Origin of the sequence: Parabacteroides sp. PH5-46 (genome assembly GCF_029892785.1) — a bacterium.
Lineage (GTDB): Bacteria > Bacteroidota > Bacteroidia > Bacteroidales > Tannerellaceae > DFXE01.
The window spans coordinates 58324-82679 of the sequence record NZ_JARXXA010000003.1; the positions used below are offsets into that span (position 1 = coordinate 58324).

The 24356-nt window shown below is 43.5% G+C and carries 25 protein-coding genes; 11 read left to right on the forward strand and 14 right to left on the reverse strand.

Translation table 11 applies throughout. The features are described from left to right. Nucleotides 1-2: 2 nt before the first annotated feature. Nucleotides 3-872, forward strand: a complete 870-nt coding sequence (locus tag M2470_RS03745; protein ID WP_280743894.1) for an N-acetylmuramoyl-L-alanine amidase-like domain-containing protein — start codon at nt 3-5, stop codon at nt 870-872. Here M2470_RS03745 and M2470_RS03750 read toward each other — a convergent pair. Continuing rightward, nucleotides 866-2980, reverse strand: a complete 2115-nt coding sequence (locus M2470_RS03750; protein WP_348524626.1) for a DUF5686 family protein — start codon at nt 2978-2980, stop codon at nt 866-868. The two genes, M2470_RS03745 and M2470_RS03750, sit on opposite strands and share 7 nt — an antisense overlap. A 205-nt stretch (nt 2981-3185) precedes the next feature. On the opposite strand from M2470_RS03750, the gene M2470_RS03755 reads away from it, so the two are divergent. Next, nucleotides 3186-3887 carry a Crp/Fnr family transcriptional regulator gene (locus M2470_RS03755; protein ID WP_280743892.1) on the forward strand — a complete coding sequence of 234 codons (702 nt, stop codon included), beginning with the start codon at nt 3186-3188 and terminating at the stop codon, nt 3885-3887. On the opposite strand, the gene kdsA is transcribed toward M2470_RS03755, so the two are convergent. The 10 genes from kdsA to prmA form a co-directional block, all read right to left on the reverse strand. Then, a complete protein-coding gene (gene kdsA, locus M2470_RS03760; RefSeq protein WP_280743891.1) occupies nt 3871-4680 on the reverse strand; it encodes a 3-deoxy-8-phosphooctulonate synthase in 810 nt (269 codons plus the stop codon). The genes M2470_RS03755 and kdsA overlap by 17 nt on opposite strands. Continuing rightward, complete coding sequence (gene miaA / locus M2470_RS03765; RefSeq protein ID WP_280743890.1) at nt 4677-5594, reverse strand: tRNA (adenosine(37)-N6)-dimethylallyltransferase MiaA; 918 nt, start codon at nt 5592-5594, stop codon at nt 4677-4679. Before miaA ends, kdsA begins: the two co-directional genes overlap by 4 nt. A 22-nt stretch (nt 5595-5616) precedes the next feature. After that, nucleotides 5617-6201, reverse strand: a complete 585-nt coding sequence (locus M2470_RS03770) for an LUD domain-containing protein (RefSeq protein ID WP_280743889.1) — start codon at nt 6199-6201, stop codon at nt 5617-5619. Further along, entirely contained in the window at nt 6194-7591 is a 1398-nt protein-coding gene (locus M2470_RS03775) for a lactate utilization protein B (protein ID WP_280743888.1), read from the reverse strand. Before M2470_RS03775 ends, M2470_RS03770 begins: the two co-directional genes overlap by 8 nt. After that, nucleotides 7588-8349, reverse strand: coding sequence for a (Fe-S)-binding protein (locus tag M2470_RS03780; RefSeq protein ID WP_280743887.1), 762 nt, complete (start codon nt 8347-8349; stop codon nt 7588-7590). Before M2470_RS03780 ends, M2470_RS03775 begins: the two co-directional genes overlap by 4 nt. Nucleotides 8350-8488: 139 nt before the next feature. Next, the gene (gene gap / locus M2470_RS03785) at nt 8489-9493 is read right to left on the reverse strand and encodes a type I glyceraldehyde-3-phosphate dehydrogenase (RefSeq protein WP_280743886.1); all 1005 of its coding nucleotides are present in this window, start codon (nt 9491-9493) and stop codon (nt 8489-8491) included. 252 nt (nt 9494-9745) lie between these two features. Beyond that, nucleotides 9746-10156 carry a hypothetical protein gene (locus M2470_RS03790; protein WP_280743885.1) on the reverse strand — a complete coding sequence of 137 codons (411 nt, stop codon included), beginning with the start codon at nt 10154-10156 and terminating at the stop codon, nt 9746-9748. After that, nucleotides 10095-10496: a hypothetical protein gene (locus M2470_RS03795; protein ID WP_280743884.1), complete on the reverse strand. Its 402-nt coding sequence runs from the start codon at nt 10494-10496 to the stop codon at nt 10095-10097. The genes M2470_RS03790 and M2470_RS03795 overlap by 62 nt, the downstream gene beginning before the upstream one ends. 8 nt (nt 10497-10504) lie before the next feature. Then, nucleotides 10505-10726, reverse strand: coding sequence for a hypothetical protein (locus M2470_RS03800; RefSeq protein WP_280743883.1), 222 nt, complete (start codon nt 10724-10726; stop codon nt 10505-10507). Between the two features lie 91 nt (nt 10727-10817). After that, complete coding sequence (gene prmA, locus M2470_RS03805) at nt 10818-11666, reverse strand: 50S ribosomal protein L11 methyltransferase (RefSeq protein ID WP_280743882.1); 849 nt, start codon at nt 11664-11666, stop codon at nt 10818-10820. A gap of 365 nt (nt 11667-12031) precedes the next feature. On the opposite strand from prmA, the gene rplU reads away from it, so the two are divergent. The 3 genes from rplU (at nt 12032) to cdd (ending at nt 13225) form a co-directional block, all read left to right on the forward strand. Next, on the forward strand, nt 12032-12349 hold the full coding sequence (gene rplU / locus M2470_RS03810) for a 50S ribosomal protein L21 (RefSeq protein ID WP_280743881.1): 318 nt from the start codon (nt 12032-12034) through the stop codon (nt 12347-12349). A 22-nt stretch (nt 12350-12371) separates the two neighbouring features. Further along, complete coding sequence (gene rpmA / locus M2470_RS03815) at nt 12372-12638, forward strand: 50S ribosomal protein L27 (protein ID WP_280743880.1); 267 nt, start codon at nt 12372-12374, stop codon at nt 12636-12638. Nucleotides 12639-12742: 104 nt separating this feature from the next. Continuing rightward, entirely contained in the window at nt 12743-13225 is a 483-nt protein-coding gene (gene cdd / locus M2470_RS03820; RefSeq protein ID WP_280743879.1) for a cytidine deaminase, read from the forward strand. On the opposite strand, the gene glgP is transcribed toward cdd, so the two are convergent. Further along, nucleotides 13222-15786 carry an alpha-glucan family phosphorylase gene (glgP, locus tag M2470_RS03825; protein ID WP_280743878.1) on the reverse strand — a complete coding sequence of 855 codons (2565 nt, stop codon included), beginning with the start codon at nt 15784-15786 and terminating at the stop codon, nt 13222-13224. The two genes, cdd and glgP, sit on opposite strands and share 4 nt — an antisense overlap. Nucleotides 15787-15884: 98 nt before the next feature. Beyond that, nucleotides 15885-17540, reverse strand: a complete 1656-nt coding sequence (locus M2470_RS03830; RefSeq protein WP_280743877.1) for a glycosyltransferase — start codon at nt 17538-17540, stop codon at nt 15885-15887. 148 nt (nt 17541-17688) lie between these two features. On the opposite strand from M2470_RS03830, the gene M2470_RS03835 reads away from it, so the two are divergent. From M2470_RS03835 to M2470_RS03850, 4 genes are read left to right on the forward strand one after another with little or no spacing between them, the layout of a single operon-like run. Further along, a complete protein-coding gene (locus M2470_RS03835; protein WP_280743876.1) occupies nt 17689-17985 on the forward strand; it encodes a hypothetical protein in 297 nt (98 codons plus the stop codon). Next, nucleotides 17982-18527, forward strand: a complete 546-nt coding sequence (locus M2470_RS03840; RefSeq protein WP_280743875.1) for a 1-acyl-sn-glycerol-3-phosphate acyltransferase — start codon at nt 17982-17984, stop codon at nt 18525-18527. Before M2470_RS03835 ends, M2470_RS03840 begins: the two co-directional genes overlap by 4 nt. Nucleotides 18528-18553: 26 nt before the next feature. Then, the gene (locus M2470_RS03845; protein ID WP_280743874.1) at nt 18554-19339 is read left to right on the forward strand and encodes an amidohydrolase; all 786 of its coding nucleotides are present in this window, start codon (nt 18554-18556) and stop codon (nt 19337-19339) included. After that, nucleotides 19336-20586, forward strand: a complete 1251-nt coding sequence (locus tag M2470_RS03850) for an MFS transporter (protein WP_280743873.1) — start codon at nt 19336-19338, stop codon at nt 20584-20586. Before M2470_RS03845 ends, M2470_RS03850 begins: the two co-directional genes overlap by 4 nt. A gap of 80 nt (nt 20587-20666) precedes the next feature. Here M2470_RS03850 and M2470_RS03855 read toward each other — a convergent pair whose 3' ends face one another. Beyond that, the gene (locus M2470_RS03855) at nt 20667-22208 is read right to left on the reverse strand and encodes a hypothetical protein (protein WP_280743872.1); all 1542 of its coding nucleotides are present in this window, start codon (nt 22206-22208) and stop codon (nt 20667-20669) included. Nucleotides 22209-22374: 166 nt separating this feature from the next. Here M2470_RS03855 and rbsK point away from each other — a divergent pair, with 166 nt between their 5' ends. Both rbsK and M2470_RS03865 read left to right on the forward strand, forming a co-directional pair. Continuing rightward, nucleotides 22375-23319: a ribokinase gene (gene rbsK, locus M2470_RS03860; protein WP_280743871.1), complete on the forward strand. Its 945-nt coding sequence runs from the start codon at nt 22375-22377 to the stop codon at nt 23317-23319. Between the two features lie 7 nt (nt 23320-23326). After that, a complete protein-coding gene (locus M2470_RS03865; protein WP_280743870.1) occupies nt 23327-24328 on the forward strand; it encodes a GRP family sugar transporter in 1002 nt (333 codons plus the stop codon). Nucleotides 24329-24356: the final 28 nt, after the last annotated feature.

Here is a 24356-nt window from a genome sequence, read left to right on the forward strand (position 1 = left end):
GCATGAGACAGACTATATTAATGGGGATCTACTTGTTGTTTGCCTGCTTGACACAAGGACAAGTTCAGCTAACGGATCGTATCTATACTAGCCCGGAAGACTGGGCGGTTTTCGACCGCTATCTTGCAGCCATGAAGGATAAGAAGTCTCTCCCAATGAACGAGTTGGTGGCCGAAACGACAAAATTCTTCCTAGGTACTCCCTATGTTGCCGCTACTCTGGAAGCCGAACCGGAAGGTTTGGTGGTTAATCTTCGGGAGATGGATTGCGCTACCCTGGTAGACAATGTGATAGCTCTGTCAAGAACCTTGAAGGAAACTGCTCCTTCCTTTGATAGCTTTTGCCGTAACTTACAGGAAATCCGCTATCGCAACGGCAAGCTGGATGGCTATACGAGTCGCTTGCATTATACGTCCGACTGGGTGTATGAAAACGACAAACGGCATATTGTACAGGATATCAGTAAAGAAGCGGGAGGTAGCCCTATCACATTCAGCCTGAATTTTATGTCTACCCATCCCGATAGCTATAAGCAGCTGAAAGCAACTCCGGCTCTCGTTGGAGAAATTGCCAAAAAAGAGGCGGAAATCAATGCCAGGAAGAACTATTACTATATTCCAGAGGCAGATATAGCACGTTGTGGCAATAATATGCAGTCGGGCGATATGGTTTGTTTCACTACTTCTATCAAGGGCTTGGATACATCGCATGTAGGCTTTATCTACCGGGATGGTAAGCGTCTGACGTTTATTCATGCTTCTTCACTTGAAAAGAAGGTGATTATTGATAAAGCAACATTAGACGAATACGTACGGAAGGGGAAAAGCCGCACCGGTATTATGCTGGCACGCCCGCTGGCTCCATGTCATTGAAATAGTTCGAAGGCAAAGCGAAAACCAAAACTCTGGTATTTATCCTTTTCAAAACCGGCAAAGATGGCAATATTGAAGATATGATTGCCCAATCCATAGCCTATTTCTGTGTAACTGGGTAGGGCAGGTGTCCATAGTTGGCTGAGGTACAGCCGTTCGCAAAACACATACTTGGAGATAGCTTTCCTATGGAAGCGCAGGAATATAAAGGGGCTTTGATACATAAAATGTGTCTGTAAATACTTGTCTGCCGCATTAAACCACTCCCTGCCCAACAGATTGAATATCCCGCCTATCTGGTCGTCCCAGGTATCGGGGAAGTTCCGCCGGGTAAAGTAACGGAAATCGGCAAAGTAAGTAGACTTCTGGCGCGTATACATACCGGAACTGATATGATAATTCAATTTACGTAGAAAACCTAGCGACACACTCTGATGTATATCGGCTTCTATCCGCTCAAAATCTCCTTCGCTCCTCCACACATTGGGGATGGCTTTGGCATATTCTATGGAGATGGTAGGATAGTACGAATGCAGGTATTCCTTCCGCTTTCCATCCATCCGGTAATACTGCCGGGGCGTGTAGGACAGGGCTATGGAAGGGGTGAAATCGTTGTATTCGCTGTTGATGATATCCGATACCTCTGGCGGGACATTCAGGTCGTATCTCTTTTCCGTAGGCCGGCGGTTGTTGTATGTAATACCAGTGGTGAGCAATAGGCCGTTGGCAATCTCTATTCTATTGTTCAATTCCCAGTAATAATGCTTAAAGTATTGCAGCCCGAGGTCGTCGTAGTCGAAGATGGAGTCTTTCAGCTGCTCATTGATGTTACTCATCATCTGGTGAGAGTAGGTCTGGTTTCCATTCCCTACCAAGAAGCTCAAGGTTCCCATTCTTTGGGGACAATATTCCCAGTCGGCTGTCAATTTAAAGTACACCTCTTTCCGCTTGAATACAAACCCTATTTCCGGACGTAGGCGTAGCTGGCTGTCGTTCTTGTATGTCTTGTAGAACCTGACACGCTGCCGATAGGTTATCCCGTTAAACTTAGAGTAACCAAGCTGGAAGGGATTCAGCAAGCCGGAATAGCGGAGACGTGCCGATTTGAAATTCAGGTTTATCGAACTGGTCAGCTTTTCCGTTAGTTTCAGATAGCGCTGTTCCTGATTGATGCTACTATCGGGATTGGCTGCTTGTAGCCTTTTATCGGTGACATTTTCGTATAGTTTGTTTTCTTCCGGGCTTAGCGGAATGTCGCGTTTGTGTTGCCAATAGGTGGTATCCACGATAATCGGAACGGTATCGGAAGAGAGCTTGAAGTGGTTGGTAAGGTCCAGGCTCGACTTTCTTCTCTTTTTGCTTTCAGGCTCTAAAGACCAGACGATGGATTTATAATTGAACTTGGAGTGATAGCTTGTAACAACGGCATTCCCCAGTATATGGTAGCGGATGAAAATATCGGCAGATTCCGGCAGGTTGAACCTGTTGAGCCCTCGTCCATAGGTCATTTCGAGGTTGAAATCGGCAAAGGCGAAGCGTCCGCTCATGTCTATCTTATCGATGGTCCATGCTTCGTCGATAACATAGAGGTCGCCACTTATTAATTTCTGACTTAAGTATTTGGGTAGGAAACGTATACGGTATATTTTCACACCTGTCGTATCTGCAACGTCCATCAGTTTAAAATCGTAATAATTGAAGGCGTTTTTAGCAACTGGCATAAGTATGGCGTCGTCGTAAGCGGTAGAAGCATAGACGTTCAGGTTCAGGAAGAGAAAGGCTTCCTGTTGCTTCTTGCTGTTGGGGATGCTGCTACCGTTGATAGCCTTGAAGTTATGAGAGAATAAATTAGGTGGTTCATATTTGGATTCGCTAACCATTTCGAATACCATATCACTTTGCCTTCTGTTCACCGGAAACAGGTGGTGTGCCAAGCGAATCAGTACATTTTGCTTCAATATTTCGGTACGTCCCTTAATGTATATTTCTGACTCAACACTTGAGAGTAAATTCTGGTATCTTTCCGCGTTTTGTATGACCATTCCCATAATAGAATCGGCCTGTTCACGAGTATGTTTCTGGTTTATGGCTTGCACAGAAATACTCATGAAGATAAAGAAAAGGACTAATATTGTTTTATTTTCTTTCAAAACGGTACTGCTTCTTCTTTACAAAATTAGTGAATAATCTGCTGAAAATGCCCTGAAGTTGCTTGAAATCTTGCTTAGACTGCTTTTTGTTGTGGGAATTGTTTCTTTATCTAAAGAAAAATAATATATTTGTGCTTCATAAGTATGTTATATAGCAGTAGACGTGGTAAAGCATCAGAAAGAAGAAATCGATATTTCTGCGAGTTTGGCAGAGGTTTGGCGAGTGTTGACTGACAAAGAGCGGGAAATACTCCGGAATAATGCATCAATCCAGCACTTCAAGCGGAATGAATTGATTTATTTTGAAGGTGACGAACCTAGTGATATGATGTGTTTACTGAAGGGAAAAGTTAAGATATTTAAAGAAGGAGTAGGTGGCAGAAGCCAGATAATAAGGATGATAAAGCCTATTCAGTATTTTGGTTACCGGGCTTATTTCGCTCAGGAAAATTACCTGACAAATGCTTCAGCTTTTGAAGCCTCTACTGTTTGTCTGATCCCTATGACTATTGTAATGGACCTGCTGAAAGGAAACTCCAATCTGGCTATGTTCTTTATTCGCCAGCTATCCGTAGACTTAGGAGTTGCCGATGAACGGACGGTTAATCTTACCCAAAAGCATATCCGTGGTCGCCTGGCAGAATCCTTGTTGTTCCTGAAAGACAGCTATGGACTGGAAGAAGACGGAGCAACCCTAAGTATTTATCTGGCGCGTGAAGACCTGGCCAACTTATCCAACATGACTACTTCCAATGCCATACGTACACTCTCTACTTTTGCCGCCGAGCGCATTATCGCCCTCGACGGACGAAAAATAAAGCTGATAGACGAAGACCGTTTACGCAAAATCAGTAAGCTTGGATAGCCTCCCTGATACGTACCAATTTAATCAATAAATTTTCCAGTAAATCAAGGCGTAGCATATTTGCTCCGTCTGATTTGGCTTTGCCTGGCTCAGGATGCGTTTCTATGAATAAGCCATCGGCACCAACAACAATAGCTGCTTTGGCAATAGTTTCTATCAATTCCGGTAGTCCGCCTGTTACACCGCTCGTTTGGTTAGGCTGTTGCAGCGAATGTGTGACATCCATAACCACCGGAAATCCAAATGTTTTCATCTGAGGGATTCCCCGGTAATCGACTACCAGGTCTGTGTAGCCGAATGTAGTTCCCCTTTCAGTAATCATTACATTTTTGTTTCCTGCATCCACCACTTTCTGAACGGCATACTGCATAGCTGCCGGAGCCAGGAATTGTCCTTTCTTTATGTTGACAATCTTATCTGTTTTGGCGGCAGCAATCAGCAGGTCAGTCTGCCTACACAGAAAGGCCGGTATCTGAAGTACATCTACGTATTCAGCTGCCATGGCCGCTTCCTGCGATTCGTGGATGTCCGTCACGGTAGGAATATGGAAGGTTTCGCTTACTTTGCGAAGTATTTTCAAGGCTTTTTCATCGCCGATACCTGTAAAAGAGTCGATGCGTGAACGGTTTGCTTTCCGGTACGAACCTTTAAAGATGAAAGGAATATCCAGTCGGCTTGTTATTTCTACTATTTTTTCTGCTATCTGCAAAGCCATCTCTTCACCTTCTATCACACATGGCCCTGCCATCAGAAAGAAGTTCTTATTATTCGTATAATTCTCTATTGTTATCATGGGTTTAATAATTTTTCGGTGAATGCTATTTTTTCTTCTGTGGGGAGGGTGGCGTCCATCCAGTGGATGGTGAAGCCGCGTCGTTCCATTCCCCGGAACCAGGTCATCTGCCGTTTGGCAAATTGGTGGATCGCTATTTCCAGTTGGGAAACCATATCTTCGTATGATAGTTTGCCTGTTACATATAGGGTGAGGTATTTGTATTCCAGTCCGTAGTAGATCAGGTCTTCCGGGTCTACGCCTGTTGCCAGGATGTTCCGGACTTCTTCTACCATCCCTTCGTCCAGCCTTGTGCGCAAACGCTTGGAAATCTTTTCGCGCCGGAGTTCACGGTCGATGTTGATCCCGATAATCAGGCTGTGGATCGGATCGTATTCGTTGATAGCCGGAGCTTCTTTTTTATAATATTCCTCTATCTCTATGGCGCGGATGGCTCGTTGAGCAGTGTCTACATCTGTCTTGTTGTGCAGCACCTTGTATCCGGCCAATATGGCTTCCAGCTCTTTCAGAGACTTATCTTTCAGGGATTGGCGTAATTCTGGATTTTCTGGAACATCCAACAGTTTGAATCCCTTCAGCACCGCTTCGATATACATACCGGTACCTCCGCACAGGATCGGCAGTTTAGCTTTCGCTTTTATCTCCTCATACACACGGAAGAAATCATGCTGAAACTCAAATACATTATACTTATCTCCCGGTTTGCGGATGTCTATCAGATGGTAGGGGATCTCTTTTCCGTCTACCGTATAATCAAACAGGTCTTTTCCGGTCCCTATATCCATACTTTGGTATACCTGCCGGGAGTCTGCACTGATGATCTCCGTATCCAGCCGGGCAGCCAAAGCCGTAGCAAAGGTTGTCTTGCCGGATGCCGTAGGGCCTAAAACCGTAATGAGTTGATATGCTTCCATCGGGAAGCAAAGATAGTAAATTCTACATAAAAAAGACAGTCAGGCTACGTGCTCCCTGGGCGCCCCGCACCATTACAGCTCCGATATCTGCTGTGGCAGAGGGGCCAAGCATGAAACAGCCATAGTTGTCTTTTTCCAGTTCAACACGTGTATAGGCTTCATACATGTCGCGAACCAGTTCTTCCGGCTTCAATAGGATGATAAGATGCTGTGACAGAAAACCCAATGCATTTACCACCAGGTCTTGTTCCCTAATCCAGACCATCCCGGTTTCTGATACACCGAAAGAGGCGCGGATGATACCTACGTCTACATCAGCTGTATCGTGCGGATCTGTTATCTTATTAATGTCTTTGTTTCCTTCTATTTCAGAGGTTGCAGAGCAGATAACCTTGGCTTCGGGATGTAGTTGCTTTATTCTTGTTTCAGCTTCCGAAGGGTTATCTATTTCATACCAAAGGCCAGCCGCAGCTTCCAGGTTTTCCTTGAATTCTTCCAGTATAGGCTTGTTACTCTTTGGAAAGGCTGGAATGGCGGGGTAGGGGTGTTTCCCGGTAGGCGTATTCTTCTTTATAGATGCCAGTATATATTCCTTTGTACTACTCATTTGTCTCTTCTTTTTTTCTGTTTTTCAAATACCATTCTCTGAATGTTTCTTTTGCGAATACAGGCATTGTTCTGCTTCTGCCCCACGGATTGATCATTTTATTGTACATCACAAAGTCGGGTATGACGGGGAGTACTTTTTCTGCCATTATTTCAGCAGTCCTGAATAATGGAGGATGAGCAAAGACTTTGCCTGCTGCTGAAAAAGCAAGCCTGCGTTCAATCGGCAGGTATTTCTTTTCTGCCATTATTTCCCGCCATTTGTAAATCTGATCTGCTATATCAATTTTTACAGGACATACCTCTGAACAAGAACCACATAAGGTGGAATGAAAGGGCAGCTCACTGTATCGGCGTGCATCGAAAGTAGGGTCCAGGATAATACCGATAGGCCCTGAGTAGGTCGCCTGATAGGCTAAACCTCCGCTACGGCGATATACCGGGCATGTGTTCATACAAGCTCCGCAACGAATACACTTTAATGAATGCCAGAAGTCTTTCATTCCGAGACGTTTGCTTCTCCCGTTATCTGTCAGTATGATATGCAATTCACCTCCTTTTCGCGGACCGCTAAAGTGAGATGTATATTGCGTGGCAACTGTTCCCAGAGCGCTTCGTGACAATAAACGGATAAAAATGCCCAAGTCTTCTACCTTTGGCAATATTTTTTCAATGCCAATACTGGCTATATGAAGCGGAGGGAGCGATGCCCCGATATCAGCATTCCCTTCGTTGGTGCAAACCACAAACGAACCTGTTTCTGCTATGGCAAAATTTGCTCCTGTCATTCCTGCACCGGCTCGTAGAAAGCGTTCGCGCGCATTGTTGCGCATTGCTTCCGTCAACGAATGAGGGTCTGTATCGTTCGGGTCTGTGCCGATTGTCCGGGCAAAAAGTGCAGCAATATCTTCTGTTGTTTTTTCGATGGCAGGCATGACGATATGTGCCGGAGCCTGATGATCGAGTTGCTGGATACGTTCTCCCAGGTCAGACTCGGTTACGATGATACCCCTGTCTTCCAGGAAAGGAACCATGCCGCATTCTTCCTGCAACATCGACTTACTTTTAATTACTTCCGTTATCCGCTTGTCCTGGAGGATACTATAAACGATTTGATTATGCTCGGCGGCATCCCTTGCCCAATGAACAATGGCTCCCCGCTTGGTAGCATTCTTTTCAAACATATCCAGGTAATAATCCAGGTGAGAGAGGGAATGTTCTTTAATTTGCGAAGCTATGTTTCTAAGCTCTTCCCATTCAGGAATTTCTGCGGCTATTTTATCTCGCTTAACCCTGGCATTCCAAAGGTTTTTATCATGCATTTTCTCATGAACATCATCTTTGTTAATGAAGTCTGACGAGTTTTTAACAATATCTACTTTTTTACTCATGCTTCCTGGGTTTTATAGGGTCCGCCATTTAATACTTGTGCTACATGTATAAATGGTAAACGGATAATGCCATTCTTAAGCGCAATGCCCTGCTGGTGCATCAGGCACGACATATCGGGGGATACAACATATTCGGCTCCATTGGCAATATAGTCTGATACTTTATCTTTTCCCATCTTGGCGCTTACGGCTTCGTCTGTTACACAAAATGTTCCGCCAAATCCGCAGCATTCGTCCGGGCGATCTAATTCTACAATTTGGATGCCTGCTACCATATTCAACAGATTCGCTGTTTTATTGAATGGTTTCCCCATTATTTCAGACGGTTTAGCGATGCCAAGTCCCCGAATAGAGCTACAACTGTTATGGATCGCTATTTTATATGGGAATTGGGTTTCCGGGAAAGATTTTACTTTTAATATGTCGTGCAGGAATTCTACCAGTTCGTAGGTGTTTTCTCTTACGTGTTTTACGTCTTCGTTCTGTTCCAGTTTGTCATAATGAACACGTACCTGCTTGGTGCAACTACCGGCGGGGCATACGATGTAATCGAAATTCTTGAAGTTGTCTACAAATAACATTTCTGCCTCTCGCGCACTCTTGTTATCGCCTTCGTTTGACATCGGTTGCCCACAACAGGTTTGTGTGAGTGGAAACCCCACATCAACGCCCAACTTCTCTAATAATTCTAATGTTGCAATACCTACTTCGGGATAAATTGCGTCGATGTAGCATGGTATAAATAGTCCTACTTTCATTGATATATATTGTTAGTATTATAGCCCTTAACGTTTTATATAAACAATAGTAGGAGGAAGAAAGTTTAAATTTGTGGCAGATAGCACAAAAAAAGGCTTCCCGAACCGGAAAGCCTTTTTTATTATTGTTTATCGGAAATTATCCGTTTACTTTTGACATGTGAGCGATCAAGTCAAGAACCTTGCTTGAATAACCCCATTCGTTGTCATACCAAGAAACAACTTTTACGAATTTGTCAGTCAAAGCGATACCTGCTTTAGCATCGAAGATAGATGTGCGAGCGTCGCCGATGAAGTCTGAAGAAACTACGTCATCTTCAGTGTATCCAAGGATACCTTTCAATTCGTTTTCAGAAGCTGATTTCATAGCTGCTTTGATTTCGTCGTAAGAAGCAGACTTAGCCAGGTTTACTGTCAAGTCAACTACAGAAACGTCCAAAGTAGGAACGCGGAAAGACATACCTGTCAATTTACCGTTCAATGCAGGGATTACTTTACCTACAGCTTTAGCAGCACCTGTAGAAGAAGGAATGATGTTACCTGCAGCAGCACGACCACCTCTCCAGTCTTTTACTGAAGGACCGTCAACTGTCTTCTGAGTAGCAGTTGTAGCGTGAACAGTTGTCATCAAACCGTCAGTGATACCGAACTTGTCGTTCAATACTTTAGCGATAGGAGCCAAACAGTTAGTAGTACAAGAAGCGTTAGAAACGAACTGAGTACCTTTAACATAAGCGTCCAGGTTCACACCGCAAACGAACATAGGGGTATCGTCTTTAGATGGAGCAGACATTACAACATATTTAGCGCCGGCGTCGATATGGCCTTGAGCTTTGTCTTTTGAAAGGAACAAACCAGTTGATTCTACAACGTATTCTGCACCTACAGCATTCCATTTCAAATCAGCAGGATTCTTTTCAGCAGTTACACGGATAGAATTACCGTTTACTACCAAGTTGCCATCCTTAATATCAATTGTGCCGTCGAACTGACCATGGATTGTGTCATATTTCAACATGTAAGCCATGTATTCAACACTGATCAGGTCATTGATACCAACTACCTGAATGTCATTTCTCTTCTGAGCAGCACGGAAAACCAAGCGTCCGATACGGCCGAAACCATTAATACCTACTTTAATCATTGTAATAAAACTTTTATTGGGTTTATTAAAAACATTAGTTAAATACTTATTTATCAACTCCACATATCAACATCCACAAGGGGTGGCACAAGAAACTAAAAACATCAACAGGAGAAAAAGAGTAATTAAAATCGTTGATCTATATTTCATCTTGCTTCATATTTACGCATGCAAATTTAAGTATGTTTTTTCTAAACTCCTTGTATTTGGACAGGAAAAATATGTTTTCTAACACAATTTAAATGTTAAAAATTACTTCTTGCCATTATTTTTCCCTTTTTTCTTCAAAAGACCATGGATTAGCATCGTCTGAATCTTGCCGATACCCCAGGTTACAAGTACCGGGCGGGCCAGGCTCCATAGGGTTGGCATCATACTTTTACCGATTGAAAGATAATCTGATAGGCTCAGACCGGGAGCCTCAGTTAAGGCCGGATTATTTGCGGATTGATTGTCTGTATCCAAACTTGTTTTGGTATGGGGGAATAATAGGGTAGAAACGCCCGACAAAAGCAGCCTTCCCGAATGTTCCTGCATGTATGCAAATGTTTCATTCAGCTTTTGTTCCTGTTCGAGGCATTGCCTTTTCAGCTCTTTTTTGTCAGCTGACAGCTTCTCCAGAGGGGTCTGTTTCTTTTGTGTCGTCATTGTTTTTATCCTCATTGGCCGTTAAAGCGGCTATTACTTCGTTCATCACTTTTCGGCGTATCTTGTGCCTGTTGGCTATAATGATCCATATCAGGATCATGTATACAATTGCGATGCATCCGAATCCCATCCCCAGCGAGTTAAACAGCTCGCCTAAAAAGAAACCGGCGGAAAGGAAAATAAATAGCAGGGCAAAAAAGGCCAGAAGTGTCAATATCAAGCCGTATGAGAGGACTGCCGAAACTTTGCCGGTGCCCTCATACGTGCTTAACTTGAACAGTTCAAATTTTAATTCCGCATACTTGATCGTATCATTTTTCAGTTCGCGGAATACTTGATTGGTATCTTTTTCCATTGCCGGGTTTATTCGGCGGTCAGATCGTCTACCTGGTTTGCCAGCTCTGCTTTTCCGGTTTTGTATTTGGAAACAGCCGTGTCAAAGCCTTCTTTTACTTTGCCTGCCACCTTGTTTAACTCGTCTAATATCTGTTCCTTTTTGTCCGTTGCGGCCAAATATCCAACAGCAGCGCCTACGGCGGCACCTACAACCAGGCCTAATAATAATTTAGAATCTACACTTTTCATAACTATATGGTTTAAATGTTTGTCTAAATATAACGCTTTTTACCCGGTGATAGTTTACTTCTGTGTTAACTTTTAGCGTTAAATAATGTTGTTATTTCTTCACTTTTATTGAAGCCCAGTTATTTCGCTCTGTGTGAGATACTAAAGAGAGCCCGTTTTGGGTGCAGGCAGCTTCAAGAGCGGGGATGTCTTCGGTGTAAAATCCGCTCATATAGAGGAGGGCTCCGGGCTTCATACAGGCGGCGTAGTGCGGTATGTCGTTCAATAGGATATTCCGGTTGATGTTGGCAAATACAATGTCAAAACTGCCGCAAGGCTGTATTTGTTCGGCTCCGCCCAGTAACACTTGTATGTCGTTTGTATTGTTCAGCCGGATGTTTTCCAGGGCATTGTTGTAGGCCCATTCGTCTATGTCAATGGCAACTACCCGTTTGGCTCCTTTCATGGCGGCAAGGATGGCCAGTACAGCGGTTCCACAGCCCATGTCGAGCAGCTCTTTACCCTCTAGGTCTAGCGCCAGCATCTCTTGCAGCATCAGGTAGGTTGTTTCATGATTACCGGTTCCGAAAGCCATCTTCGGATCTATCACAATGTCGTATGCATACGTTCCGGACACCTGATGGAAGGAGGCATGTATGATGCATTTCTCGTCGATGGCAATAGGTTTGAAGTAGTTTTTCTCCCATTCCTCGTTCCAGTCTTTGCTTTCAATCCGTTTTTCGGAGAAGTGGAACGACACATTTTCAAGCGGAAAGGCCGACAGCTTCTCTTCCAATGTAGCTTTATCATACAACTTTTCCTGAATATATGCCAGCAGGCCATTCTCTGTTTCCGTAAAGCTCTCAAAGCCAATCTCCCCCAGTTCAGCAGCCAATATGTCATTAATTATATCAGCTTGAGTAGGAGAGGTGTATGTAAATTCCAGTTCGTAATAATTCATCGCAACAGGTATTATGTTATTTTTATTCGGCAAAGGTAACTTAAATCTCCCTTATTCTTTCGCAGTTTCATCCCGATTACCCCTAAAAAAGATGCAGATATTAAGGGAAAAACAACCCCATTTAATTGTTTGCCGACATATGTCAGCAATTCTGCCGATAATTATCGACAATTCTGCCCATAACTATCAACAGGCTTGCCGATAATTATCGGCAACCAAAGGTGTCAAAACAAAAAAGAGACTTGAAAGCTTGTATATTACGAACAGAAGCTGTATTTTTGCACTCTGATTCCTTAAGGGTAAACAAGTTGATGTGAAAAAAGGAACATCCACCCCCGGAAATAACCTGTTAATAAAGAAAACAGATGTACGTAATTGTAGAGATTAACGGACAGCAATTCAAAGCTGAACAAGGCAAAAAGTTATTCGTTCACCACATTCAGAACGTAGAAGGTGGAGCCACTGTTGAATTTGAAAAAGTATTGTTGGTTGACAACAATGGAGCGGTAACTGTAGGTTTACCTACTATTGAAGGTGCGAAAGTAGTATGCGAAGTAGTATCTCCGCTGGTTAAAGGTGACAAAGTTTTGATCTTCCACAAAAAGAGAAGAAAAGGCTATCGTAAGTTAAACGGTCACCGTCAGCAGTTTACCGAAGTGAGAGTTAAAGAAATTGTTGCTTAACGTTTAAAGAAGTAGTAAAGAAATGGCACATAAAAAAGGTGTAGGTAGTTCAAAGAACGGCCGTGAATCACATAGCAAACGATTAGGAGTAAAGCTTTATGGAGGCGAGGTAGCCAAAGCTGGAAACATTCTTGTACGCCAGAGAGGTACCACTCATCACCCAGGTAAAAACGTAGGCATCGGTAAAGACCATACGTTATTTGCATTGGTAGACGGAGTAGTAACTTTCCGTAGAGGAAAAGAAAACAGATCATTTGTTTCTATCGAAGAAGTAGAGGCTCAAGCATAAGCCTTTAAACAGATATAATAAAGCAGGATTATCCTTCGAGGGTAATCCTGTTTTTTGTTTAGTGGAAAAGCCTTGTTATATTTATAGCCTGAAAAGACAATGTTATGAAGGAATTGGTTATTGAAACGAAGATTAGGGCATTTGCTGTTGCAGAGGTGCCGGAAGAGTATAAGATGTTATTACAGGCGGCGCTTGAGGCTACGGGGCGTGCGTATGCTCCGTATTCACGCTTTCAGGTGGGAGCGGCTGTTTTATTGTCGGATGGGAAGATTGTAGCGGGTAATAATCAAGAGAATGCGGCTTATCCGTCGGGACTTTGTGCAGAGCGGGTTGCCTTATTTAGTGCCGGAGCACAATATCCGGATCTTGCCGTAAAAGCTATTGCTATAGCTGCCGTTACGGAAGGAAGGCAAGTGGATATGATTACACCTTGCGGAGGCTGTCGGCAGGTGCTGCTGGAAGTAGAGAAGCGCTATCAGCACCCAGTAAACGTGTTGCTCTATGGCAAAGACACGGTTTATGTGGCTGATAGCGCTTCTGCTTTGCTTCCTCTCAGCTTTGATGGAAGCGATTTGCCGGAGCATTAAATCCAGCGAACGTATGCGAAGTCCATCCGGTGCGGCAGTTCCGGATTAACCGGATAGACACGGAGTCCTATTTTGTGGAAGCCGGCTTCCGGTGCAGAACATTTCAGTTCGAAATACAGCTTGTTGCCTTCTTCCTTTTTAAGAGTAAAGGGATGGACAGCAAATAATTCCTGGGCATTTGTTTCCGGATTATCTTTGGTTGCTACCATGTCGACACCTATCATTCCCCGGAGTTCTTTTTTGTCAATAACAACATTGCAGGTATATTCTTTTCCTACAAGCGGCAGGTTGACAGAGAAATCATCGTCTACAGCGATTGAGTCTACCTGGAAGCTGTCCCAATGTTCGGCCACTTCTTCTTTCCAGGCAGCAATCTCCCTTGCTTTAGAATAATTGTTATCCTTCAGGTGTGCCGAACGGGTTGCCAGTTTATTGTAGAATCGACTGATATAATCGTCCAGCATACGCTTCATGGTATAGTCGGGAGCAATCTGCGACATGGAGTTCTTGATATACTGAATCCACTCAGGAGAGAAGCCCTTGCTATTCTTTGCATAATAAAGAGGAATAATCTCATTCTCTAAGATATGGTAGATCGTTGCAGCGTCTAACTGGTCCTGATATTCCTGATTCTCGTAGGTACGTTTGTCAGTCAAGGCCCATCCGGCTCCTTCCTTGTAGCCTTCATACCACCAGCCGTCTAACACAGAAAAGTTCAGTACACCGTTCATTTCTGCTTTTTCTCCGGATGTACCGGATGCTTCCAGCGGGCGGGTAGGGGTGTTTAACCATACATCTACACCGGATATAAGGCGACGTGCCAGACGCATGTCATAATTTTCGAGGAATATGATTTTGCCTAAGAACTCGGGACGACGGGAAATCTCTACAATGTGCTTGATCAAGCCTTGTCCGCCACCATCTGCTGGGTGTGCTTTCCCTGTATAAATGAACTGTATCGGGTACTTTTCGTTGTTTACGATCTTAGACAGTCTCTCAAGGTCTGTAAACAGCAGATGTGCCCTTTTATAAGTAGCAAAGCGTCTGCCGAAACCGATCAGTAAGGCGTTGGGATTGATCTTATCTAGGATAGATACTACCTGTGAAGGATCTCCCTGGTTTTTCAACCAATTATCTCTGAAACGAATCTTGATATAATCTACCAGCTTATGTTTAAGAGCTTTGCGGATGTTCCATACTTCTTCGTCCGGGGCGCGTTGAATAGCTTCCCAGTAGTTTTTGTTTGATTGGTCTGAAATGAATTTAGGATCAAAGTGTTTGCTGAAGAAGCGCTTCCATTCCGTGGCAGCCCAGGTAGGCATGTGTACTCCGTTTGTAACCCAGCTAACGTGCAATTCATCGGGGAAGTATCCTTTCCAGACAGGGGCAAACATTTTCTGAGACACTTTCCCATGCAGCCAGCTAACGCCATTTGCTTCCTGACAGGTGTTCAATGCGAATACACTCATGGAGAACTTTTCGTTGGAGCCCGGGTTCTCGCGTCCCATGTCAATGAAGTCTTGCCAGCTGATTCCTAATTTAGCAGGAAACTCGCCCATGTATTTTCCAAACAGGCTTTCTTCAAAATAATCGTGCCCGGCAGGAACCGGGGTGTGTACCGTATATAAAGCAGAAGACCTTACTACTTCCAAGGCCTCGTTAAAGGACAGACCGTCTTCCTGTATGTAATCAACGAGTCGTTGCACGTTAATCAATGCAGCATGCCCTTCGTTGCAATGATAAATCTGTTTCTTTATACCCAGTTTCTTTAGCATCAGAATTCCGCCGATACCCAGCAGATATTCCTGTTTCATGCGGTTTTCCCAATCGCCGCCGTATAGCTGATGAGTGATTGAACGGTCCCATTCGCTGTTTTCTGGTATATCAGTATCCATCAGGTACAAAGAAATGCGTCCGACGCCTACTTTCCAGATGTGCGCATAAACGTTCCTTCCCGGATAGGGAACTTCCAGCAGCATAGGATCTCCTTTAGAGTCCATAACCTGAGTCAACGGAAGAGCGCCAAAGTTCTGAGCTTCGTAATTGGCAATCTGCTGTCCGTCCATAGACAAGGTTTGTGTAAAATAGCCATAGCGGTACAAGAAACCTACAGCCGTAAGGTCTATATTGCTGTCGCTGGCTTCTTTCAGATAGTCTCCGGCAAGTACGCCCAAGCCTCCTGAGTATATTTTAAGCACATTTGTCATTCCGTATTCCATACTAAAGTAGGCTACGGAAGGATGGGATTTATCTGGTTTTGTATCTATGTAATTTCTGAACTGGCTATATACGTCTTTTATTTCGGCCATCAGCTCTTTGTCTTTCAGTATTTCTTCCATTCGTTTAACTGAAAGGCTTTGAAGAAGAAGTACCGGATTACCTTCTGTTTTCTTCCAAAGGTTTTCATCTAGTTTACCAAACAATTTGGCTCCTTCATGATTCCAAACCCACCATATGTTAGCAGCTATTTCTCCCAGGGGTTCCAATTCTTTTGGAAGTGATGAGTGGGAGTATACTTCTTTCCATACAGGGCTGTTGGCATAATTCGCTTTAATTTTCATTATGAAGATTTTTATGTTTACTCTATTTGTTAATCAAAAAGTTGGAACAAAGATAGGATTATCTACTTAATGTGGGGAAAACTTTAACATTCTTTTCCCTACATTCTGTTCTTCGCATTTTTTAGCGCGATATCGAAAGCCTGTTGATAATGAGTGATAAATTTGCTCCATTCTGCCCGGAGTGCCAGCTTGTTGCAGCGCTCACGAATGGTCTTTAGCCCGGCTTTCTTCTCTCGGCATAATTCCAGGATGGATTGTTCGATAGCCTCGGCTACTTCAAAGTAATTGTAATCTGTCCGGTTGATAACCCGTACTCCCTGACTGATCTTTTCGCCTACCTTTTCTTTTCTGGCCCATAGCCCGAAACCGGCAAGATCTGTCGTTATGGTCGGTACGCCAAAGGCTACACTCTCCAGCGGCGTATAGCCCCACGGTTCGTAATAGGAAGGGTATATGGTTGCATCCATACCAATCAACAGGTCGTAGTAAGGCTTGTTGAAGATACCGTCGTTGCCGTTTAAATAACAGGGCACGAAGATAATCTTCATTTTGTCATCGGGATTATTCGTAAAGCCTTTTTGCTGTATGTAATTTAACACCTTGTCGCGTTCCATCTGGTTGAGCCAGTGAGTGCAGAAGGGCATCTGCATGGGCGTTTTCGTGTGTACGTCCAGTTCGATTGCAGCCTTCAGGTCTGCGCGAACGTCCTGTACCCAAGCCGGAACCATGATGAAAGCAATGACATCCCGTGTCAATTCTTCGGAGGTACGTAGTTTGTCCATTGCCTCGATAAACACGTCGATTCCCTTGTTTCTGTATTCATATCGTCCGCTGGTAGAAATCAGCAGGGCATTGGGGTGTATAGTCGTGCCTAGTAACTTTTCGGCAACGTTTATCAAGGTTTGCCGGGCTTCTTCCCGTTTGCTGGTATATTTGTCACCTTCCGGTACAAAGTCGCGCTCAAAGCCGTTGGGGGTAACAATGTCCGGAGCTTTGTCCAGCAGTTGTTTACATTCTATAGCTGTAATGTCACTTACTGTTGTAAAGCAATCTACATGTTTTGCGGCTTGTTTCTCCAGCGAATGCTTGGCTTCCATGTTTAGTTCCCTTGCCATCACGTCTCCGTTGTAGCTATCCATGTACGAGTAGAGCGGTTTGTCATTTCCGGCAATAGAGCGGCCAATGGATGTAGCATGCGTAGTAAAGATGGTGGCAACGGCAGGCAATTCCTTTTTCACGTATAAGGCTCCCATTCCCAGCATCCACTCGTTGAAAAGGGCTATCACCTTTTTGTCTTCCAGCTTATGGAATTTGTAGAAGCTCTCGATTACCTTTCCGGTAGCATAGGCAAACAGGCAGGAATCGTCGTAGTCGCCGTAAGCGCTCATGGAGTTTACGCCGAAGTGTTCCCACATTATATAATATAGCTCATTCCTTTTTTCAAGAAAGGGCTTAAAGTCTACTAATATCACAGGAGGAGTTCCCGGTATATCCCAGCGGCCGGTTTTAATCTCAAGCCCGTCTGCTTTTTGGGCATGCTTTCTCCAGGCGGCAAATATCTTTTTATCTTCAATAAAGTCAGGAGCCTTTACATCCCTCCATATATCCGGGCCAATAAAAATAACTTTGTCCGGGTATATTTCTTGCAAGGTCCGGGCTTTTGTAGATAAAACGGTGTAAATACCTCCCACTTTGTTACAAACCTCCCAGCTACTTTCAAAAATATACTCGGGAGCGACATTGATCTCTTTCATACAATTAATTTACATTTCGAGATTACAAATATAAGGCATCCCCGACAATTTTTAATGGTGAAATGACAAACAAAATGAAAATGCTTTTCCTGATATCGATATAATCTATAAAAATGTGTAGTTTTGTATGATATTTAAAAAATAAAATATGGCTAAGAGAAGAATATTAAAAAAGAATATAGGCTATATCACCGGTGATTTATACACCGAAGTATTGGTTTGTAAAATACTGCTGCCTGATGTTGACCAGGAAAAGGTGGAACAATTATTGAAAAGGATATCAGAAATGTATGAAACCTTTATCCGCCGTGCGCATCACCTGGACGCAAAAGATAATAAGGTACTGGTGAAGAAATATTACCAGAAGTTATTTTCAGACTTTGAAAAGGATACAGATTCTATTATAGAGGAAATAGAAGCCATGCGCAAGGAAAAGTCGGCATGAAGAAAGCATTGTGTAAATGGCTTTTGAACATAGCCGGCTGGAAAATAGGCTCTTTAGGAGAAGACGTTTCCAAATGTGTTATTTGCGTAGCTCCTCACACTAGCAACTGGGACTTTGTAATAGGGAAGCTTTTCTACGGTGCAGTAGAACGCAAGGCCTGTTTTCTGATTAAAAAAGAATGGTTCTTTTTCCCGTTTAATTTTCTTTTTGGCTCTATGGGAGGCATACCGGTAGACAGGAGAAAGAATACGTCGGTAACCGACCAGATGGCAGAAGAGTTTGCCAAACGGAAAACGTTTCACTTGGCCATTACTCCGGAAGGAACGAGAAAAAAAGCTTCCGACTGGAAAAAAGGCTTTTATTATATAGCAGTAAAAGCGGAGGTGCCGATTCTATTGGCTTACATCGACTATAAAAAGAAAGAAGTAGGTTTCGGACCACTTTTTCATCCTACGGGAGATGTAGATGCCGACATCGCAACGATCCGCTCCTTTTATAAAGGTGTAACGGCTCGTTTTCCTTCTAATTTTGCGGACACATAAAATATAATACCTTAAAACATACCATCATGGCAGATAATTTACGTATCAGTATGATCCAGTCTCATATTATATGGGAAGACAGGGATGAGAATCTTGGATATTATGGCGAGTTACTCCGTCGTGTAAAAGGAAAAACCGATCTGGCTGTATTGCCTGAAACCTTCTCTACGGGTTTTTCCATGAATGTGGAAAAACTGGCCGATACCATGGACGGTAAAACAGTACCCACCATCAAAGAATGGGCGAAGAAGTATAAAATGGCAGTTGCCGGTAGCTTTATTGTTAAAGAAGGCAACAAGTACTATAACCGGGGCTTCTTTATTACGCCGGATGGAGAGGAATATTATTATGACAAACGCCACTTATTCCGTATGTCAGGAGAAGACGAACATTACTCCCCGGGCACAAAACGATTGATAGTTCCTTACCTGGGCTGGAATATCTGTTTGCAAATATGTTATGACTTGCGCTTTCCGGTATGGAGCCGGAATGTGAATAACGAATACGACCTATTGCTCTATGTAGCCAACTGGCCGGAAGTACGTAAAAAGGTTTGGCGTTCGTTACTGCAGGCGCGTGCGATTGAAAACATGGCATACGTATGTGGTGTAAACCGCGTAGGTATAGATGGTAAAGGATTCCCGTATCGCGGTGATTCTATGGTTTATACTCCCAAAGGAAAGAAGCTGGCAGATTGTGGCAAACGGGAAGAAGTCACGAGAACCTGTGTCTTGTTCAAAGAAGAAGTAAAAGACCTGAGGACGAAGTTCCCGGCATGGAAAGACGCAGACACATTTGCTATTGACTTATGAAACGCTCTAAGCCTTGGGCCTGGATTCCTTCCCTGTATTTTGCGGAAGGACTGCCTTATGTTGCCGTAATGACAGTGTCTGTCATTATGTACAAGAACCTGGGAATTTCCAATACAGACATAGCATTCTACACCAGTTGGCTCTACCTGCCCTGGGTAATCAAGCCATTGTGGAGTCCCTTTATAGACCTGATCAAAACGAAGCGTTGGTGGGTATATTCCATGCAACTATTGATAGGCGGAGGGATGGCCGGAATTGCTTTCACTATTCCGGCAGATTTTTATTTTCAGGCAACGCTTGCTTTTTTCTGGCTGATGGCTTTTAGCTCGGCTACGCATGACATTGCGGCCGATGGCTTTTATATGCTGGGGCTTTCGGAAGATCAACAGGCCTTTTTTATTGGCATCCGTAATACGTTTTACCGGATAGCCATGCTGACCGGACAGGGCTTGCTTGTGATGCTGGCCGGTTTGCTGGAGAAGAGTACCGGACACATCCCCTTTGCCTGGAGTATTATCTTCTTTATATTGGCAGGTGCATTTGTCGGACTTTCTTTGTGGCACAAATTTATATTGCCTTACCCTAAGGCGGATGCTCAGCGCAAGGATGTAACAGCCCGTACCATACTAAATGAATTTGGGAAGACGTTTGTCAGCTTTTTCCGGAAGAAAGGAGTCATTCCGGCTTTGTTGTTTATGCTGACGTATCGCTTGGGAGAATCCCAATTGGTGAAGTTGGCTTCTCCTTTCCTGCTAGATAAACACGAAGCCGGAGGCTTGCAACTGGAAACGGCTCAGGTAGGTTTTGCCTATGGCACGGTAGGGGTTATTTCTCTTCTGCTGGGCGGTATCCTTGGGGGGATTGCCATTTCAAAGAATGGCTTAAAAACCTGGCTTTGGCCGATGGCTTTGGCTATATCGCTGCCTAACCTTGTTTATTTGTATATGGCCTATGCCTTGCCGGACAGTATTGTTGTGATAAACGCCTGCGTAGGCATTGAACAATTCGGCTATGGTTTTGGCTTTACCGCCTATACGATGTACCTGATGCTCTTTTCCGATGGAGAATACAAAACGTCCCACTATGCATTGTGTACCGGCTTTATGGCTTTAGGTATGATGCTACCGGGCATGACGTCGGGATGGATTCAGGAAATGATCGGCTATCAGCAGTTTTTCATCTGGGTGATGATCTGTTGTATTCCTGCCTTCCTGGTTATACCTTTCCTGAAGATAAAGAAGGGCTAACGTCCCGATAGAATTAGCTCGTGAGCAAAAATAAATAGCTCACGAGCGAAAATAAACGGGATGCGACCCAATATAGCCGGCTAAGGTGTGCTTTGTACCGGCTCTGTTCCGTATTTATTTTTCATAATCTCCTGAAAGGGCACCAATGTGAGGCGGCTTTCAACCCAAGACGGGAAATCAAAAACACTGAGTATCTGCTGTTCGTATTTATCCTCTCTTATTTCTTCTATTACTTTTTCGGTTTTACTCCATAACATATTCCGTATTTTCTCGTATTTGGGAATGGGGCATAGCGTCACGAATTTAAGGATAAGTTGCTCTGTTTTATACGCATGTTTCTCGTTTCGTATGGCTCGTTTGATGGAACGGATTTCATTTTCCAGCTCATATTCGCCCGATTCTATATTGATTAGCAGGTTTAAGATACGTGCCGTTCTGTAAATGGAGAATACCTGAAAGAGCTTGCCTTCCATGATAACTTGCTTCATACACCTCTTGGCTTTGGGCATATCGTTACTGCATAAATATATAATAGATAAGGATATGTAAAGCCTTAGCTGATCTTCTAAGTTGAGAAGCCTGACCTTTTTCAACAGTTTCTCATAGTATTCTTCACAAAGCTGCCGGGCTTCATATAGGCGTCCTGTGCGGATAAAAAGCTCCGATTGTGAGTAGAACAGGAGCCATTTTACCTTTAACTGAAAGTCTACCGGGAAATCACTCTTGTCTAATGCCTTTAGTTTCTCAATGAACAAGGGAGCCTCACGATAGATCTCGACAGTAAACAAACTGTTGATAATCCCGCCTATTGTAGACAAATAGTAAATAGGTGGGTTCTGCTTGAGGTGTTCATACTCATCAAAAACCTCCAATAGTTCCGTATAATACCGGATAGCCGATTTATAACTGCCGGTATTCAGGTAATAGGATGCCTGAAACATCAGGTGTAACTTTGTAGACTCAAATCCCTGATAATAGTTGTTCGACATCAAATTTAGTTCACTCAACACCAAATCGTTCATCATTTCTTTTTGTTTGTTCGACCGGGCTTTTCCCAGATAGTATAAACGATAGTTCAAGGTAGAAAAGAGCGAGATGTGCATATTTGTGCTCCGGGTATATTTCAGGCACTCGTTTAGCTTGGTTTGTTTGCTTACCAGCTCTTTTTCAGTTAAGTCCGGGAAATTATTTTCTGTAACGTACATAATCTCAATCCGCCGGATCAGTAATAATAGGATGTCTTGTTCAAAATCTCGGGCCAGTTGTTTTGCTTTTGAGAGCTTTTGTAATGCTTCTTTCACGAATCTTCTTTCATACAGCAGGGTAGCCTGCGATATATAGTGGAAGATGTGATTTTGTATGTTGTTCTTGCTGTTTAAATAAACCAGACAGTTTAGTAACTGCTCGAACAGATAGGCGCTGGAAGTCTCTAGGCGTTTTTTTCCGTATTTGCGTATAAAGGATTTACAAACCTCTTCAGGAGAGTCGCAGTTTTCCAGCTTATCATACAAGAACAGATATTCTTTATTCCCTTTTTGTAAGTTGCATTGCAACCTGAAGTGTCTTTTCTCCGCTTTCGACATACTATTAATTAATAGTGAAAGTTGCTCTATTTTTTTCATTTCAGTGAATTTTTATATCCTTTTAATTTAAGGTATTACGTGACAAATGTAAATAAAAAAAGCATTTGGGATTATTTTTCCGGCGGAATAATGGATTGTAACCATTGGATATTGTAAATACATTTGATACATCAACAAAAAGGTCGTTAAGAAAACAATACTTATTATGAAAGAAAAAGAGGAAAATATCGTCCCTAAGAAACTACTAGTTGTAGGCAGTAGCAATACTGACATGGTGATAAAAGCTACCCACCTTCCCAGGCCGGGTGAGACGGTGTTGGGCGGAACATTTTTTATGAATCCGGGTGGAAAAGGAGCCAACCAGGCTGTTGCTGCTGCGCGTCTGGGAGTTTCTGTTACGTTTATATGTAAGACGGGGAACGACATCTTCGGGCATCAGGCTAACCAGCTATTGGAAGAAGAAGGCATCGACACTTCGTATGTGTTCTCTGATATAAAAACTCCCTCGGGAGTGGCATTGATAACGGTTGATGCCAAAGCTGAAAATTGTATCGTCGTAGCTTCGGGCGCTAATGCGAACCTGACATCGGCAGACCTGAAGAAAGCAGAAGAGGCCATTAACGCTTCCGATATCGTACTGATGCAATTGGAAATACCTCTTGAGACGGTAGAACACGTAGCCAACGTAGCTTCGTCCAAAGCAAAGAAAGTGATACTTAATCCGGCACCTGCCTGTCCTTTATCCAAGGAGTTATTATCACACCTCTACCTGATAACCCCAAACGAAACCGAGGCAGAAATGCTGTCAGGCATCAAGATTGTAGATTTGGCGACAGCCAAAGAGGCAGCGATCGAGATCTGTAAACTAGGGGTAGAGAATGTCGTGATAACCTTAGGCTCCAAAGGAGCTTTGGTATACGGAGACGGCGCCTTTAATGTAGTGGACGCTTTTAAAGTGGAAGCTGTCGACACTACAGCAGCAGGCGATGTATTTAACGGTGCCTTGTGTGCGGCATTGCTGGAGGGGCATGCACTTGTAGATGCGGTACGTTTTGCCTGTAAAGCGGCTTCGATATCTGTTACCCGGAACGGAGCGCAGGAGTCTGCACCTTACCGGAACGAAATAGGATTAGTGATTAATTTAAAATAGTACTATTATGTTTATTGTTCAAAGTTACACCTTAGCCATTGTTTTCTGTTTCATAACCATGCTCTGTTGGGGCTCATGGGGAAACACACAGAAGTTAGCCTCTAAAACGTGGCGTTATGAGTTTTTTTACTGGGATTATGTGATTGGCGTATTGCTGTTTTCTATTATTTCGGCATTTACCCTGGGGAGCTTCGGCGCTGAAGGACGTAGCTTTATGGACGACCTGGCGCAGGCAGATATAATGAACATAGGAAGCGCTTTCCTGGGAGGGATAATCTTTAATGCTTCTAATATTCTTTTGTCGGCAGCCATCGCCATCGGCGGTTTGTCGGTAGCATTTCCGGTAGGCGTAGGATTGGCATTGGTACTGGGGGTGTTGATCAATTATTTCGGGGCAGCCAAAGGAGAACCTATGTTTATATTTATAGGTGTATTGCTGATTACGATAGCTATTATCTTAAACAGTGTAGCGTATAAAAAAGCACAGGTTGGCAAGCGAAACGTATCGTCTAAAGGGATAGGTATTGCCATTGCGGCGGGAATCATCATGGCATTCTTCTACCGCTTTGTGGCGGCTTCCATAGACTTAAGCAATTTTGCAAACCCGGCAGCCGGTAAGCTGACGCCTTATACTGCCGTTTTCATCTTTGCCCTTGGTGTTTTTGCCAGTAATTTTCTGTTTAATACGATAGCTATGAAGCGTCCGGTGGAGGGTGAACCGGTATCCATCTCGGGTTATTTCAAAGGAAAGCCTATCACACACTTGGTAGGTATCCTGGGCGGTGTAATCTGGTGTGTGGGACAATCATTCAGCATGATTGCCTCAGAAAAAGCAGGAGCAGCCATTTCCTATGGATTAGGACAAGGCGCCACCTTGGTGTCGGCCTTGTGGGGAATACTAATCTGGAAAGAATTTAAAGGCGCTCCTAAAATATCTTCTTATTTGAATTTGGGTATGTTTATCTTATTTATTATCGGATTAGGATTCCTGATATATGCAGGAGCATAAATAGAAAAACTCCGTTTGATTTAAACCG